Here is a 16,692-nt window from a genome sequence, read left to right on the forward strand (position 1 = left end):
CCCGGGGGCCGCAAGCCGAGGTGCCCGAGGGGCGACCGCTCGATAGCAAGGTGCTGGAGGATCCGTGGACCTGTCCCTGTCGACCCGTACCGTCGGCGATCGTACGGTCGTCGAGGTCGGTGGCGAAATCGATGTTTACACCGCGCCCAAGCTGCGCGAGCAGCTGGTCGAGCTGGTGAACGACGGCAATTTCCACCTTGTCGTCGACATGGAGGGCGTGGACTTCCTCGACTCCACCGGTCTCGGCGTGCTGGTCGGCGGCCTGAAGCGAGTGCGTGCCCATGAGGGCTCGCTGCGCCTGGTCTGCAACCAGGAGCGCATTCTCAAGATCTTCCGCATCACCGGCCTCACCAAGGTGTTCCCGATTCACACCTCGGTCGAGGAAGCGGTGGCGGCCACCGACTGACCCTGTCGCCGGCCCTTGGCGGGCCACCGGCCGACTCCGGTCGCCGACCGTCCTGACCGACGGCTGGTGACCGGTGCGGACGTCGGTGTGCCCGTCCTGGACCGGTCCGGCCGGACTCGTACTTCGTAGGGGCCCGTGCCGGGTGTGCCCGGAAGGATCCGGGTATCGAAGTTCATGAGGGCCGGTTCGCGGGCCGGCCCGTCCGCAGTCCCGTAGTCGCGAGGGGGATGCATGGCCACCGTCGAACTCCGCTTCAGCGCGCTGCCCGAGCACGTCCGGACCGCCCGGTTGGTGGCGGCAGCGGTGGCGCGCAGGGCCGGAGTGGACGAGGCCGTCCTGGACGAGGTCCGGCTCGCCGTGGGCGAGGCCTGCTCCCGTGCCGTGGGACTGCACCAGAGCGGTGGCATCACGGCGCCCGTGAAGGTGGCGCTGATCGAGGAGGAGAAACAGTTCTCCATCGAGGTCGGCGACGAGGCCCCGCACGCGGTCCCCGCCGAGCGGACCTCCCGGGGCGCCGCCGCCGACGCGGACGTGGAGACCGAGGAGGACGAGATGGGCCTCGCGGTCATCAGCGGCCTCGTGGACGACGTCGAGGTCACCACCGGCGAGAACGGCGGACTGATCCGCATGACCTGGCCGGCCGCCCCGCCGGCCGTCACCGCCGCCTGACGCCACCACCCGACCACCTCCGAACCACCTCAGGGCCCTGCCGAGCGCGGGGCCCTGATCGCGTTGTGGGCAGACCGTTTCCCGCCGTCGGAAGATCGGCCGAAAGACGGGCCCCGGAATTCGTGAAGGAATTCACGATCAATAGCCGTATCATTCGATCAAGGTTCAATGGGACCGACGGCGTCCGTCAATGCCTTTGAGGCATTACTTCTTTCGGGTTCGCTCACCTGGGCGGGCAAGGCAATTCCGTTTACCGTGCTCTTTTGGCATCACTCACTGGTACCTACAATCCGTCCACATCTTGAGCTCAGCCCAAGCGTCAAGGAGGACGAATGGCGGGGCTTTCTACCCCCTCTCAGTTGGACCACCCCACATCCCTCGCGGCCGCGGTACTCACCGACGGCAACAGGGTCATCGTGGCCGTCATCGCGGCGGTCGCCCTCGCCGCGCTGGTGGTCGCGGGGATCCTGGTGCGCCAGGTGCTTGCGGCGGGCGAGGGCACCGACAGCATGAAGAAGATCGCCGAAGCGGTGCAGGAAGGCGCCAAGGCGTATCTCGCCCGGCAGCTGCGCACACTCGGCGTATTCGCCGTGGTCGTCTTCTTCCTGCTCCTGCTGCTGCCCGCGGACGACTGGAATCAGCGTGCCGGGCGTTCGGTGTTCTTCCTGATCGGAGCCGTGTTCTCGGCGGCCACCGGTTATATCGGCATGTGGCTCGCCGTACGAAGCAATGTCCGGGTCGCCGCGGCGGCCCGGGAAGCCACGCCGGGCGAAGGCGAACCCGAAAAAGACCTCACGACCGTCTCGCACACCGCGATGAAGATCGCATTTCGCACGGGCGGTGTCGTCGGCATGTTCACCGTGGGCCTCGGCCTGCTGGGTGCCTCTTGTGTGGTGCTGGTCTATGCCGCCGACGCGCCGAAGGTCCTGGAGGGCTTCGGTCTCGGCGCCGCTCTGATCGCCATGTTCATGCGTGTGGGCGGCGGCATCTTCACCAAGGCCGCCGACGTCGGCGCCGACCTGGTCGGCAAGGTCGAGCAGGGCATTCCGGAGGACGACCCGCGCAATGCCGCGACCATCGCCGACAACGTGGGCGACAACGTCGGCGACTGCGCCGGCATGGCGGCCGACCTGTTCGAGTCCTACGCCGTCACCCTGGTGGCCGCGCTGATCCTCGGCAAGGCCGCGTTCGGCGACTCCGGGCTCGCCTTCCCTCTGCTGGTGCCCGCCATCGGGGTGATCACCGCGATGATCGGCATCTTCGCGGTCGCCCCGCGCCGCGCCGACCGCAGCGGCATGTCCGCGATCAACCGCGGCTTCTTCATCTCCGCGGTGATCTCCCTCGCGCTGGTCGCCGTCGCGGTCTTCGTCTACCTGCCGTCGACGTACTCCGGCCTCAGCGGTGTCACGGACGCGGCGATCAAGGGCAAGGACGGCGACCCGCGGATCCTCGCCCTGGTCGCGGTGGCCATCGGCATCCTGCTCGCCGCCGTCATCCAGCAGCTGACCGGCTACTTCACCGAGACCACCCGGCGCCCGGTCCGCGACATCGGCAAGACCTCCCTGACCGGTCCCGCCACCGTCGTGCTGTCCGGCATCTCGGTCGGCCTGGAGTCCGCCGTCTACACCGCGCTGCTCATCGGGCTCGGCGTGTACGGCGCGTTCCTGCTCGGCGGCACCTCGATCATGCTCGCGCTGTTCGCGGTGGCGCTGGCCGGCACCGGCCTGCTCACCACGGTCGGCGTGATCGTCGCCATGGACACCTTCGGGCCGGTCTCCGACAACGCGCAGGGCATCGCCGAGATGTCCGGCGACGTCGAGGGCGCGGGCGCGCAGGTGCTCACCAACCTGGACGCGGTCGGCAACACCACCAAGGCCATCACCAAGGGCATCGCCATCGCCACCGCCGTGCTCGCCGCGTCGGCGCTGTTCGGGTCGTACCGCGACGCGATCACCACCAATGTGCAGGACGTCGGGGCCAAGCTCACCGGGCCGGGCGCGCCGCTGAGCCTGTCCCTGGACATCTCGCAGCCCAACAACCTGGTCGGTCTGATCGCGGGCGCCGCGGTCGTCTTCCTCTTCTCCGGCCTGGCCATCAATGCCGTGTCACGTTCGGCGGGTTCGGTGGTGTTCGAGGTGCGGCGGCAGTTCCGCGAGAAGCCCGGGATCATGGACTTCACGGAGAAGCCCGAGTACGGCAAGGTCGTCGACATCTGCACCAAGGACGCCCTGCGGGAGCTGGCCACGCCCGGTCTGCTCGCGGTGATGGCGCCGATCTTCGTCGGGTTCACGCTCGGGGTCGGCTCGCTCGGCTCCTACCTGGCCGGCGCGATCGGCGCGGGCACGCTGATGGCGGTGTTCCTCGCCAACTCCGGCGGCGCCTGGGACAACGCCAAGAAGCTGGTGGAGGACGGCCACCACGGCGGCAAGGGCAGCGAGGCCCACGCGGCCACGGTGATCGGCGACACGGTCGGCGACCCCTTCAAGGACACCGCCGGCCCGGCCATCAACCCGCTGCTGAAGGTCATGAACCTGGTCTCGCTGCTCATCGCGCCCGCGGTGATCAAGTTCTCCTACGGCAGCGACAAGAACCTCGGCGTGCGGATCGGGATCGCGATCCTCGCGCTGCTGGTGATCATCGTGTCCGTGTACGTCTCCAAGCGGCGCGGCATCGCCGTCGGCGACGACGAGAGTGCCGAGCGGGTCGCCAACTCGGCGGACGCGGCGGTGGTTTCGTAGGTTTTCGGGCGGAGCCCGGGTAACCGGCGGGCGGACGGCGCGTGCTGACGGCGTGCCGCCCGCCCGTCCGTGTGTGCGGGTGCGGTGCCGCCGTGAGCCTTCTCTCGCGCAAAAAGTAAGAAAAGGTACCTAGGGGGCGATCGGTGTGCGGAGGGTGTGCGTCCGCCGTGTAGGGTCCGGGGCCCGAGAGCCATGGAAGGGACCAATCCGGTGAACAAGAAGCTCGCGGCCGCACTGTCCGGCGGTGCGGTACTGGTGGTGGCGCTGTCGGGCTGCAGCAGCAACAGCGCGCCCAAGGGCCCCGACCCCAAGCTGGTCGCCTGGGCCAAGTCGGTGTGCGACGCCGTGCCCGCGCAGGACGCGAAGATCAAGGCGGCCAACGACGCGATCTCCACGACCGCCGCCGACACCGCCAAGCCCGAGACGCTCCAGAAGACCGACTCCCAGGCCTTCCAGGACATGGCCGACGGCTACAAGGCGATCGCCACCGCCGTCAACGAGGCCGGTGCGCCCCCCGGGGTCGAGGACGGCGCCAAGCGGCTGAACGACGTCGTCAGGAGCTTCAACAGCCTGGCGGCCTCCTACGCCGACCTGAAGAAGCAGGTCGACGGGCTGAACACCAAGGACCAGGCGAAGTTCGCCTCCGGGCTGCACGACGTCGCCCAGCAGATGACGGAGCTGGAGAAGAAGCACCAGAGTGGCACCGAGTCGCTGAAGAAGCTCCAGCAGGGCGAGGTCCAGGACGCCATCGCGCAGCAGGCCAGCTGCAAGAAGGTCGCCGACGCGGCGTCCGCGTCGCCGTCCACGGGCGCCGCGGCGGGCTGACGCCGTCCCAGGGGCCGGGTCGATGCCGTGACGAGGGCCGTGGCGGGCCGGTGTCGCCGTCGGCGGTCGGCGGGCCGGGGTGCGCGGCCGTTGCCGGCGCCGCCCCCTCGCCGGGCGTGCTCAGGCCGTCCCTGACGGGGCGCGCGGGACACAATGGGGGCGTGACTGACTCCGGACCCGCCTCCCTGCCCGCCGCCGACCGGCCCGAGACCACCGCGCGCCTGCGGGACGCGCTGCTGGCCGCCTCCTTCACCGCCGACGGTCTGCTCGACCTGCTCGGCGCCCCCGCGTACGCGGCGCTGGCCCGCAGCGAGACCGTGCCCGCGCTCAGGGCGACCCGTGGCGACACGCCGCTGGAGACCCTCGTACGGCTCTTCCTGCTCCAGCAGCCCGTGGCGCGGGAGCGGGTGGCAGCCGTGCTCCCCGTCGAGGAGGCCGTCGAGGCCGGTTGGCTCACACGGGTGGGCGGCGACGAGGTGGCCGCCACCGTGGACGTGCGGCCGTACGGCGGTCCCGGCGGCGAGGACTGGTTCATCGTCTCCGACCTCGGGTGCGCGGTCGGTGGCGCGGGCGGCATCGGACAGCGCGCCGAAGGTGTGGTGCTCGGTGTCGGCGGCGCGTCCACCACACTGGCCGGCATCACCGTGCGCACGCCCGTCGCCGCCGCGCTGGACCTCGGCACCGGCTCCGGCATCCAGGCGCTGCACGCCTCGCGGCACGCCACGCGCGTGACGGCCACCGATCTCAATCCGCGCGCCCTGCACATCACCGCGCTCACGCTGGCCCTCTCCGGCGCCCCCGCCGCCGAGCTGCGCGAGGGCTCGCTGTTCGAACCGGTCCGGGACGACGAGAAGTTCGACCTGATCGTCTCCAACCCGCCCTTCGTCATCTCCCCCGGCGCGCGGCTCACCTACCGCGACGGCGGGATGGGCGGGGACGATCTGTGCCGCTCGCTCGTTCAGCAGGCGGGGGAACGGCTGAACGAGGGCGGGTTCGCGCAGTTCCTCGCGAACTGGCAGCACGTGGCGGGGGAGGACTGGCAGGACAGGCTCAGGTCGTGGGTGCCGCGCGGGTGCGATGCCTGGATCGTGCAGCGCGAGGTGCAGGACGTCACGCAGTACGCCGAGCTGTGGCTGAGGGACGCCGGGGACCACCGCGGGGACCCGGCGGAGTACCAGGCGCGGTACGACGCCTGGCTCGACGAGTTCGAGGCGCGCAAGGTCAGGGCGGTCGGCTTCGGCTGGATCACCCTGCGCAGGACGGGCGCGGCCGAGCCCTCCATCACGGTGGAGGAGTGGCCGCACCCGGTCGAGCAGCCCCTCGGGGACACCATCCGGGCGCACTTCGACCGCCTCGACTACCTCCGGGAGCACGACGACGCGGCCCTGCTCGCCAGCCACTTCCGGCTGGTCGGCGAGGTGGTGCAGGAGCAGGTCGGGCTGCCCGGCGCGGAGGATCCCGAACATGTGGTCCTGCGCCAGCACCGCGGCATGCGCCGTGCCACCAAGGTGGACACGGTCGGCGCCGGTTTCGCGGGCGTGTGCGACGGCAGCCTGAGCGCCGGCCGCATCCTGGACGCCATCGCCCAGCTGATGGGCGAGGACTCCGTCCGGCTGCGCGACCAGACCCCGGCCCAGATCAGGCTCCTCGTCGAGCAGGGTTTCCTGGAGCCGGCGCAGTGAGGTGACGAGGGCGGGTGGTCCCGCCGGCCCGGCCCGCCGCCCAGCCGACGGGCCGGGCCGCCCGCGCGTCGCCGAGGGGGCGTCGCCGGGTCACCGGCGTGTGCGCCCCCGGCGCCCCGCCCCGGCAGTCACCACCGCCCCTCCCTCCCCGGACGCCCCCCCGCGTGCCGCCCCCGCCGCGCGCCCGTCGTATGCCTCCGGCACACCCGGCGGCAAAACGGCCGGAATAGTGCGGGTCCTGCGGGGCGGAAGGTCCAGGCGGCCGGCCCCCGCTCGGGGGCGCCGGGGCGGCCGGGAGGTCGTTCACCCCGATGTCGCCCGCCGGTCCCCTCCGTGTCCCTCCGGCGTGTCACGCTCCCCGCGCAGGGCGGGGAAAGAGGGGGCGGGCGGGAGATGGAAAGCGGACCGGAGATCTTCGCGGGGGCGGTGTTCGCCCTGTTCGGGGCCGCCCTCCTGGTGTGGACCGGCGTACGGCTGCGGCGCGGGGAGCCGGTGGCGGACGGTGTGAACCGGGTCGCATCGGCCACCGTCGCGAGCCTCGCCGCAGCCCTGGCGCTGGTCCTCGGCGGCTACTGCCTCACCCGCCTCTGACGTCGGCGTGCGTCCTTCCCAAAGCGTGCCGCGAAAGTAAGAGGAGCAATACGCTCCGGACAGGCCGCACCGGGGTACCCGGCACTCCGGGCGGCAGGAATGCCGGTAGTCGGGTTACCGTTCGAGTGGCCGTTGTGGGCTTTTCCCGTTTGACACGGGGGCGGGATGTACCGTCACACTCCGCAGCGTCACACGTGCCAGCAGTACGCCGCGACCCCGGGACGAAGGCCTGGGGAGGCCAAAGCGTCGACCGGAGAGAAGAGCGAAGTTGTCCCCGACCAGCGAGACCGCACAGGGCGGCCGCCGACTCGTCATCGTCGAGTCGCCTGCCAAGGCGAAGACGATCAAGGGCTACCTCGGCCCCGGCTACACCGTCGAGGCGAGCGTCGGGCACATCCGTGACCTCCCCAACGGCGCCGCCGAGGTGCCCGAGAAGTACACCGGCGAGGTCCGCCGCCTCGGCGTGGACGTGGAGCACGACTTCCAGCCGGTCTACGTCGTCAACGCGGACAAGAAGGCGCAGGTCAAGAAGCTCAAGGATCTGCTGAAGGACTCCGACGAGCTCTTCCTCGCCACCGATGAGGACCGCGAGGGCGAGGCCATCGCCTGGCACCTCCAGGAAGTCCTGAAGCCGAAGATCCCGGTCAAGCGGATGGTCTTCCACGAGATCACCAAGGACGCCATCCGGGAGGCCGTCGCCAACCCGCGCCAGCTCAACCAGAAGCTGGTCGACGCCCAGGAGACCCGCCGCATCCTCGACCGCCTCTACGGCTACGAGGTCTCCCCGGTGCTGTGGAAGAAGGTCATGCCCCGGCTGTCGGCCGGCCGTGTCCAGTCCGTCGCGACCCGGCTCGTCGTCGAGCGGGAACGCGAGCGCATCGCCTTCCGCTCCGCCGAGTACTGGGACCTGACCGGCACCTTCGGCACCGGCCGGGCCGGCGACCCCTCGGACCCGTCCTCGCTGGTCGCCCGTCTCCAGACGGTCGACGGCCGGCGTGTCGCACAGGGCCGTGACTTCGACTCCCTCGGGCGGCTGAAGAGCGCGAACACGCTCCACCTGGACGAGGCGACCGCCCGCGGGCTGGCCGCCGCCCTGGAGAACACCCGCTTCTCCGTGCGCTCGGTGGAGTCCAAGCCGTACCGCCGCTCGCCGTACGCGCCGTTCCGTACGACGACGCTCCAGCAGGAGGCCAGCCGCAAGCTCGGCTTCGGCGCCAAGGCGACGATGCAGATCGCGCAGAAGCTGTACGAGAACGGCTACATCACGTACATGCGTACGGACTCCACGACGCTGAGCGAGACCGCCATCGCGGCCGCCCGCGCCCAGGTCACGCAGCTGTACGGCGCCGAATACCTGCCCCCGCAGCCGCGTACGTACGCCGCCAAGGTGAAGAACGCGCAGGAGGCGCACGAGGCGATCCGCCCCTCGGGTGATCGTTTCCGCACGCCCGCGGAGACCGGCCTGACCGGCGACCAGTTCAAGCTGTACGAGCTGATCTGGAAGCGGACCGTCGCCTCCCAGATGAAGGACGCGACCGGCAACAGCGTGACCGTGAAGATCGGTGGCACCGCCGCCGACGGCCGGGACGCGGAGTTCAGCGCCTCCGGCAAGACGATCACCTTCCACGGCTTCCTCAAGGCCTATGTCGAGGGCGCCGACGACCCCAACGCCGAGCTGGACGACCGCGAGCGCCGGCTGCCGCAGGTCGCCGAGGGCGACGCGCTGTCCGCCGACGAGATCACGGTCGACGGCCACGCCACCAAGCCCCCGGCCCGCTACACCGAGGCATCCCTGGTCAAGGAGCTGGAAGAGCGCGAGATCGGCCGCCCGTCGACCTACGCGTCGATCATCGGCACCATCCTGGACCGCGGCTACGTGTTCAAGAAGGGCACGGCGCTCGTGCCGTCCTTCCTGTCGTTCGCCGTCGTGAACCTCCTGGAGAAGCACTTCGGCCGGCTGGTCGACTACGACTTCACCGCCAAGATGGAGGACGACCTCGACCGCATCGCCCGCGGCGAGGCCAAGGCGGTGCCGTGGCTGCGGCGCTTCTACTTCGGCGAGGGCAACGTCACCGGCGCCGCGGCCGACGCGGGCAACGGCGACGGCGACCACCTCGGCGGCCTGAAGGAGCTGGTGACCGACCTGGGCGCGATCGACGCCCGCGAGGTCTCCTCGTTCCCGGTGGGCAACGACATCGTGCTGCGCGTCGGCCGCTACGGCCCGTACATCGAGCGCGGCGAGAAGGACACCGAGCAGCACCAGCGCGCCGACATCCCGGACGACCTGGCGCCGGACGAGCTGACCGTCGAGCTGGCCGAGGAACTGCTGGCCAAGCCGAGCGGCGACTTCGAGCTGGGCACCGACCCGCAGACCGGCCACACCATCGTGGCCAAGGACGGCCGCTACGGCCCGTACGTCACCGAGGTGCTCCCCGAGGGCACCCCGAAGACCGGCAAGAACGCGGTGAAGCCGCGCACGGCCTCCCTCTTCAAGTCCATGTCGCTGGACACGGTGACCCTGGACGACGCGCTGAAGCTGATGTCCCTGCCGCGGGTCGTCGGCACCGACGCCGACGGCGTGGAGATCACCGCGCAGAACGGCCGCTACGGCCCGTACCTGAAGAAGGGCACGGACTCGCGCTCGCTCCAGTCCGAGGACCAGCTCTTCACGATCACGCTGGAGGAGGCGCAGGCGATCTACGCCCAGCCCAAGCAGCGTGGGCGCGCCGCCGCCAAGCCGCCGCTGAAGGAGCTGGGCGAGGACCCGGTCTCCAACAAGCCGGTCGTGGTCAAGGACGGCCGCTTCGGCCCGTACGTCACGGACGGGGAGACCAACGCGACCCTGCGCTCCGGCGACAGCGTCGAGACGATCACCCCCGAGCGCGGCTTCGAGCTGCTCGCCGAGAAGCGCGCGAAGGCCCCGGCCAAGAAGACCGCGAAGAAGGCGGCGGCCAAGAAGACCGCCCCGGCGAAGAAGACCGCCGCGAAGAAGGCGGCGGCCAAGAAGACGGCGAGCGCCGCGAAGAAGACGACGGCGAAGAAGACGACCGCCAAGAAGGCGACGGCCGCCAAGTCGACGCCTTCCGGCACGGAGGACTGAGCCCCGGCCCGGCGCGGAGGGCCGAGCCCCGGCCCCCGGTCCGGACGGCCGACGCTTTCCTCGTTTCGCCTCGCACACGCCCCGGCATCACTTTGGTGTCGGGGCGTGCGCATGCCAGGAGAGCGAGGTGTGGTGTCGTCGGCTACGGATAGGCTGAACGCATGACGCGAGCCGAGCAGCCAACGGCCCACACCCCAGAACCGGACGACGCCCTGGTCGCGGACTCCCGCGAGCGCGCCGTGCGTTCCCTGTTGCGCCGACCGCAGTTGCGGCGCCTGTGGAGCGCGCAGCTGGTGAGCGGCGTCGGCGACATCCTCGCCCTCCTGGTCCTGGTCCTCCTCGTCCTCCAGGCGGCGATCGACCAGGGGACGTTCGGCGGTGGCTACCGGGGCGTGGCGTTCGCAGTGGCGACCGTCTTCGCGGCGCGCGGCCTCGCCGCGCTGCTGTTCGGCGCGGTCCTGCTCGGCCCGCTGACCACGCTCACCGCGCAGGAGGGCCCGCTCGACCGGCGCTGGACCATGGTCGGCGCCGACGGACTGCGGGCCGCGCTGCTGATCGTCGCCCCGCTGTGGATCGACTGGACCCCGGCGGACGCGCCGGCCGTGCTGCTGGTCACCGCCTTCGTCACCGGCGTCGCCGAGCGGCTGTGGACGGTGTGCCGCGAGAGCGCCGCCCCCGCCCTGCTGCCCGCCCCGCCCCCGGAGGGCGCGACGGTACGGCCGCTGCCGGACCACATGGACGCGTTGCGCCGCCTCGCGCTGCGCACCGGCTTCCTCGCCGTCCCGCTGGCCGCCGCCGCCCTGGTCGTGGCCGCCCTGCTGAACAACCTGCTGGGCACCGGCGTGCCCTGGTTCGACCAGCACCACGCGGCCCTCGCGTCGTACGTCGCGGCCGGTCTGTTCGCCGCCTCGCTGTCCCTGCTGACCTACCTGGAACTGCCCGACACGCGCACCCCGCGCGCCCGGTCCCCGCTGGAGGGCCTGCGCCGCCCGCGCACCGGCACCGGTGTCGACAAGGGGCGCACGGGCGCCATCCCGCTGCTGGTCCCGGCCTGCGCCGCCGTGGCCGGCGCCATCGCCGCGGCCGTCTCCGTCTGCGTGCTGCACGCCACCGACCTGGGCGGCGGCCCGGTCCTGTTCGGCCTGCTGGTGCTGGGCCTGACCGGCGGCGTCGCCGTCGGCATCCGTACGGCCCCCGCGCTGCTGCCCTCGCTGTCCCGCCGCCGGCTGCTGTCCCTGGCCATCGCCTTCACCGGCATCGCGCTGCTGGCCGCCGGGCTGGTCCCGGACGTCACCACCGTGCTGCTGATCGCCACCCTCGCCGGCTTCGCCGCGGGCGTCGCCGCCAACACCGGGCACGCGCTGCTCGACCAGGAGACCGAGGACTACCGCAGGGCGCGGGTCACCGAGCACCTCCAGGCCGTGGTCCGCGTCTGCATAGCGCTCGGCGCGCTGATCGCCCCGGTGATCGCCGGGCTGATCGGCCGGCACCGGCTGGAGAACGGCCGCTTCGTCTTCGCCCACGGCGGCGCCTCGTTCACGCTGATGCTGATCGGCGCGCTGCTGCTGCCGGTGGCCGCGCTGGTGCTCGCCAAGGTCGACGACCGCTCCGGCATCCCGCTGCGCCAGGACCTCAAGGACGCGCTGCTCGGCGGCGACGACCCCGTGGAGACCCCGGCGGCGAACGGCTTCTTCATCGCCCTCGAAGGCGGCGACGGCGCGGGCAAGTCCACCCAGGCCGAGGCGCTCGCCGAGTGGATCCGCGGCAAGGGCCACGAGGTCGTGCTCACCCGCGAACCGGGCGCCACCCCGGTCGGCAAGCGGCTGCGCTCGATCCTGCTGGACGTGTCCTCGGCGGGCCTGTCCCACCGCGCGGAGGCGCTGCTGTACGCCGCCGACCGCGCCGAGCACGTCGACACCGTCGTACGCCCCGCCCTGGAGCGCGGCGCGGTCGTCATCTCCGACCGCTACATCGACTCGTCGGTCGCCTACCAGGGCGCCGGCCGCGATCTGTCCCCGACCGAGATCGCCCGCATCAACCGCTGGGCGACCGACGGGCTCGTCCCGCACCTCACCGTGCTCCTCGACGTCTCCCCGGAGGCCGCCCGCGAGCGGTTCACCGAGGCGCCGGACCGGCTGGAGTCGGAGCCCGCGGAGTTCCACGCGCGGGTGCGGGCCGGCTTCCTCACCCTGGCCGCCGCCGACCCGGGCCGCTACCTGGTGGTCGACGCCGCCCAGGAGCCCGAGGCCGTCACCACCGTGATCCGGCACCGGCTCGACACCGTGCTGCCGCTGTCCCAGGCCGAGATCGAGGCCCGCGAGGAGGCGCGCCGCAAGGCCGAGGAGGAGGCGCGCCGCAAGGCCGAGGAAGAGGCCGCCCGCAAGGCCGAGGAGGAGCGCCTGGAGCGCGAGCGTCAGGCGGAGCTGGCCCGGCTGCGTGCCGAGGAGGAGGAGCGCAAGCGCCGCGAGCTGGAGGAGGCGCAGCGCCGCGAGGCCGAGCGTCAGGCGGAGGAGGCCCGGCAGCGGGCGGCCGAGGCGGCCCGGCGCGCGGAGGAGGAGCGTCAGCGCCTGCTCGCCGAGGAGAAGGCCCGCGCCGAGGAGGAGGCCCGCCGCAAGGCGGAGGAGGAGCGCCGCCGCAAGCAGGCCGAGGAAGAGGCCCGGATCCGCGCGGAGGAAGAGGCCCGGCAGGCCAGGCTGCGCGCCGAGGAGGAGGCGCGGCAGGCCAAGGAGCGTGCCGAGGAGGAGGCGCGGCGCCTGGAGGCCCAGCGCAAGGCGGAGGCGGCACTGCTCCGCGCCGAGGAGGCCCGCCGCCAGGCGGCCGAGGCGGCTGCCGCAGCCGATGCCGCGGCCCGCAGGCCCAGCAGCCCCCTCCCGAAGGTCCCCGGTGTGACCCCGGACGCGTCGACGGTCGCCACCCCGGTGGTGTCGCCCGGCCCGGGCACGGAGGAGACGGTGCCCACGCCGGTCGTCTCGCCGGACCAGGACGGGCTCGCCGGGCGCGGGGCCCGCGACGGCCACCGGGACTCCGGCTCCGACGCCGAGGTGACCGCCGAGCTGCCCCAGCCGCCGGCCGTCGGCCCCGGGGCGGCCGTTCCGGGTGCGGCGGACGAGACGGCGGTGCTGCCCCAGGTGGGCGCCGCCGACGAGACCGCCGTACTGCCCCGGGTGGACGCGGAGGAGACCGCCGTACTGCCTCCGGTGCGCGACGACGCCCCGGCGGACCGGATGCCGCGCGGCTTCTTCCGCGACGAGCGCCCGGCGGCCGGACCCGACGGCTCCGAGGACCGCACCCGCGAGATGCCCCAGCCTGGCGCCGAGGGCACCGCGCGCCGCCGCCCCCGCCCCGACTGGGCCGAGGAGACCCCGCTGGACGACCTGCCGTCCCTGGCCGACGAACTGCTGGGTTCGTACGACGACCACGACGAGGACCGGTCCCGCCGGGGCCGCCGGGGCTGATCCCCGCGCGCCTCGCGGAAGCGGCGCCCGTTCCCTGCCGGGCAGGGGGCGGGCGCCGCTCCGTATCGGTGGGCGCCACCGTTGTCGGTCCCCACCCGCACAATGGAGGTCGGAACGCGGAGTGTGACGGAAGGGCGGCGTGACCCGTGAGCGTGTGGGACGACCTCGTCGGGCAGGAAAAGGTGTGCGCGGTGCTGGGCGCCGCCGCGCGGGACGCCGACGCCCAGGTCACCGCCGCGGCGACCGACGCGCCGCTGCCGGAGGCGTCGAGGATGACGCACGCCTGGCTGTTCACGGGCCCGCCCGGCGCGGGCCGCAACCAGGCCGCGCGGGCCTTCGCCGCGGCCCTCCAGTGCGTGAGCCCGGACCGCGCCCTCGGCGGGGCCCCCGGCTGCGGCTTCTGCGACGGCTGCCACACCGCCCTGCTCGGCACCCACGCGGACGTCACCACCGTCGCCGCGGTCGGCGCTGAGATCCTGGTCAAGGACATGCGGGACACCGTCCGCAAGTCCTTCACCGCCCCGGCGAACGGCCGCTGGCAGATCATCCTGGTCGAGGACGCCGAGCGGCTGAACGAGAAGTCGGCCAACGCCGTCCTCAAGGCCGTCGAGGAGCCCGCCCCCCGCACGGTCTGGCTGCTGTGCGCTCCCTCCGTCGAGGACGTCCTGCCGACCATCCGCTCCCGCTGCCGCCATCTGAACCTGCGCACCCCGTCCGTGGACGCGATCGCCGACATGCTGGTACGCCGTGACGGCGTCGAACCGGAGGCCGCGGCCGCCGCCGCCCGCGCCACCCAGGGGCACGTGGACCGGGCCCGGCGCCTGGCCACCGACCCGGCGGCCCGTGAGCGCCGCGCCGCCGTCCTGCGGCTCCCGCTGCGCCTGGACGAGGTCGGCGCCTGCCTCAGGGCCGCCCAGGAACTGGTCGACGCGGCCGCCGAGGACGCCAAGCAGCTCGCCGAGGAGACGGACGGCAAGGAGGCCGAGGAGCTGAAGGCGGCGCTCGGCGCGGCCCAGGGCGGCCGGCTGCCGCGCGGCACGGCGGGCGTGATGAAGGACCTGGAGGACATGCAGAAGCGCCGCCGGACCCGCACCCAGCGCGACAGCCTGGACGTGGCCCTCGGCGACCTCACCACCTTCTACCGCGACGTCCTCGCCCTTCAGCTCGGCTCCCGCGTGGCCATCGCCAACACGGACGCCGAGGACGCGCTGCAGCGGCTGGCCCGGGCCAGTTCGCCGGAGTCCACCCTGCGCCGCATCGAGGCGATCGCCGCCTGCGGCGAGGCCCTGGACCGCAATGTGCCGCCGCTGCTGGCGGTGGAGGCGATGACGATGGCCCTGCGGGCGGGCTGACGGCGCCCGCTCCTGTCGCGGGCGAGTGACGACGGTGTGCCGGCGACGCCCGCCGTCCCCCAAGGGGTGGACCGGTTGCGCCCGCCGTCACCCACGGGATGGACCGCCGCCGCCCGCCGTCCCTCGTACGGGGCGACAATCCGCACGCACCGCACTCCCTGTATCGCACAGCGTTAATCTCGCCAGATGCACACCTGGTCCTCCCCCTCCCGCCGCCGGTGCACGGCGTCCCGCACCCGGGCCCGCCTCACGGCCGTCGCCCTCGCGACCGCGGCCCTCCTCGTGTCCGCGTGCTCACCCGGCGGCTCGGTCGCGTCGTCCTCGGCGGCGGCCACCCGGACCGGTGCGGCGGACGTCCCCCTCCTGGCCCCGCTGCCGCGCACCACGCCCGCGTCGCTGAGGCCGTACTACACACAGCGGCTGAAGTGGCGCGACTGCGGCGCTCCCGGCTTCCAGTGCGCCACGATGAAGGCACCGCTGGACTACGCCAGGCCCGACGCGGGTGACGTACGGCTCGCGGTGGCCCGCAAGGCCGTCACCGGCGGCGCCAAGCCGCTCGGCTCGCTGCTGGTCAACCCGGGCGGTCCGGGCGGCTCGGCGATCGACTACCTCCAGCAGTACGCCGGTCTCGGCTACCCCGCCGAGGTCCGCGCCCGCTACGACATGGTCGCCATGGACCCGCGCGGCGTCGCCCGCAGCGAGCCCGTCGGATGCCTGGACGACCGCCGGATGGACACGTACACGCAGACCGACCTGACCCCCGACGACCAGGCGGAACGCGACGCGGTGGTGGCGGCGGACAAGAAGTTCGCACAGGCCTGCGGGGCCCGCTCGGCACGGCTGCTGCGGCATGTCTCCACCGTCGAGGCGGCCCGGGACATGGACGTGCTGCGCGCGGTGCTGGGCGACCCCAAGCTGAACTACGTCGGCGCGTCCTACGGCACCCTCCTCGGCGCGACCTACGCCGGTCTCTTCCCGGGCCGGGTGGGCCGCGTGGTCCTGGACGGGGCGCTGGACCCCTCCCTGGACTCCCGCACGGTGAACCTGGAGCAGACGGCGGGCTTCGAGACCGCCTTCAAGGCCTTCGCCGAGGACTGCGCACGGCAGACGGACTGCCCGCTCGGCGGCAGCGGCACGACGCCCGCCCAGGCCGGCGACCGCCTCAAGGTCTTCTTCCGCGAGCTGGACGCGCGCCCCCTCCCCACGGGCGACCCGCACCGCGAACTGGGCGAGGCCCTGGCCACCACCGGCGTGATCGCGGCGATGTACGACCAGGGCGCCTGGGGGCGGCTGCGCGCGGCGCTGACCTCGGCGATGAAGGACCACGACGGCGAGGGCCTGCTCGCCCTCTCGGACAGCTACTACGAACGCGACGCCTCGGGCCACTACACGAACCTGATGATGGCCAACGCCGCCGTGAACTGCCTGGACCTGCCGCCCGCCTTCACCGGCCCCGAGCAGCTCGCGAAGGACGTGCCGGCCTTCGAGAAGGCGTCCCCGGTCTTCGGCGAGGGCCTCGCCTGGGCCTCGCTGAACTGCACGTACTGGCCGGTCCGGGCCACGGGCGAGCCGCACCGCATCCCGGCGCGGGGCGCGGCACCGATCGTGGTGGTCGGCACCACCCGCGACCCGGCGACCCCCTACCGCTGGGCCCAGTCCCTGTCCCGCCAGCTGTCCTCGGGCCGCCTCCTCACCTACGCCGGCGACGGCCACACCGCCTTCGGCCGGGGCAGCACCTGCATCGACTCCGCGATCGACAGCTACCTGCTGCACGGCACCCCGCCGGCCCGCGGCAAGCGCTGCTCCTGACCCCGCCCCGGCCCCGGGACCCCGGTCCGGGGGCCGGTACGAAGCACTCCCGGAAACTGTGTAGA

General features: G+C 72.9%; 10 protein-coding genes. All 10 read left to right on the forward strand.

Annotated features, from left to right (window positions below; genetic code table 11):
* Nucleotides 1-64 precede the first annotated feature (64 nt).
* The gene (gene bldG, locus ACSP97_RS19730; RefSeq protein WP_010986038.1) at nt 65-406 is read left to right on the forward strand and encodes an anti-sigma factor antagonist BldG; all 342 of its coding nucleotides are present in this window, start codon (nt 65-67) and stop codon (nt 404-406) included.
* Nucleotides 407-637: 231 nt separating this feature from the next.
* Nucleotides 638-1,075, forward strand: coding sequence for an ATP-binding protein (locus tag ACSP97_RS19735; RefSeq protein ID WP_355149632.1), 438 nt, complete (start codon nt 638-640; stop codon nt 1,073-1,075).
* Nucleotides 1,076-1,407: 332 nt separating this feature from the next.
* Nucleotides 1,408-3,813, forward strand: coding sequence for a sodium-translocating pyrophosphatase (locus ACSP97_RS19740; RefSeq protein WP_355149634.1), 2,406 nt, complete (start codon nt 1,408-1,410; stop codon nt 3,811-3,813).
* 192 nt (nt 3,814-4,005) lie between these two features.
* Nucleotides 4,006-4,638 carry a small secreted protein gene (locus ACSP97_RS19745; protein ID WP_355328036.1) on the forward strand — a complete coding sequence of 211 codons (633 nt, stop codon included), beginning with the start codon at nt 4,006-4,008 and terminating at the stop codon, nt 4,636-4,638.
* Between the two features lie 161 nt (nt 4,639-4,799).
* Nucleotides 4,800-6,320: a class I SAM-dependent methyltransferase gene (locus ACSP97_RS19750; protein ID WP_355149638.1), complete on the forward strand. Its 1,521-nt coding sequence runs from the start codon at nt 4,800-4,802 to the stop codon at nt 6,318-6,320.
* Nucleotides 6,321-6,713: 393 nt separating this feature from the next.
* Entirely contained in the window at nt 6,714-6,911 is a 198-nt protein-coding gene (locus tag ACSP97_RS19755; RefSeq protein ID WP_358274354.1) for a hypothetical protein, read from the forward strand.
* Nucleotides 6,912-7,179: 268 nt separating this feature from the next.
* Complete coding sequence (gene topA / locus ACSP97_RS19760) at nt 7,180-10,011, forward strand: type I DNA topoisomerase (protein ID WP_440553602.1); 2,832 nt, start codon at nt 7,180-7,182, stop codon at nt 10,009-10,011.
* Nucleotides 10,012-10,172: 161 nt separating this feature from the next.
* The gene (gene tmk / locus ACSP97_RS19765; protein ID WP_440553604.1) at nt 10,173-13,466 is read left to right on the forward strand and encodes a dTMP kinase; all 3,294 of its coding nucleotides are present in this window, start codon (nt 10,173-10,175) and stop codon (nt 13,464-13,466) included.
* A gap of 146 nt (nt 13,467-13,612) precedes the next feature.
* Nucleotides 13,613-14,818, forward strand: coding sequence for a DNA polymerase III subunit delta' (locus tag ACSP97_RS19770; RefSeq protein ID WP_355328040.1), 1,206 nt, complete (start codon nt 13,613-13,615; stop codon nt 14,816-14,818).
* 186 nt (nt 14,819-15,004) lie between these two features.
* A complete protein-coding gene (locus tag ACSP97_RS19775) occupies nt 15,005-16,627 on the forward strand; it encodes an alpha/beta hydrolase (protein WP_440553606.1) in 1,623 nt (540 codons plus the stop codon).
* Nucleotides 16,628-16,692: the final 65 nt, after the last annotated feature.

The organism is Streptomyces sp. SCPE 10, from assembly GCF_051980735.1.
Classification (GTDB): domain Bacteria; phylum Actinomycetota; class Actinomycetes; order Streptomycetales; family Streptomycetaceae; genus Streptomyces; species Streptomyces misionensis.

Bases quoted from the DNA above. Each gene is read 5' to 3' on its own strand.
- ACSP97_RS19735 (WP_355149632.1), top strand. From the start codon at position 638: ATGGCCACCGTCGAACTCCGCTTCAGCGCGCTGCCCGAGCACGTCCGG.
- ACSP97_RS19740 (WP_355149634.1), top strand. From the start codon at position 1,408: ATGGCGGGGCTTTCTACCCCCTCTCAGTTGGACCACCCCACATCCCTC.
- ACSP97_RS19745 (WP_355328036.1), top strand. From the start codon at position 4,006: ATGGAAGGGACCAATCCGGTGAACAAGAAGCTCGCGGCCGCACTGTCC.
- ACSP97_RS19755 (WP_358274354.1), top strand. From the start codon at position 6,714: ATGGAAAGCGGACCGGAGATCTTCGCGGGGGCGGTGTTCGCCCTGTTC.
- tmk (WP_440553604.1), top strand. From the start codon at position 10,173: ATGACGCGAGCCGAGCAGCCAACGGCCCACACCCCAGAACCGGACGAC.
- ACSP97_RS19775 (WP_440553606.1), top strand. From the start codon at position 15,005: ATGCACACCTGGTCCTCCCCCTCCCGCCGCCGGTGCACGGCGTCCCGC.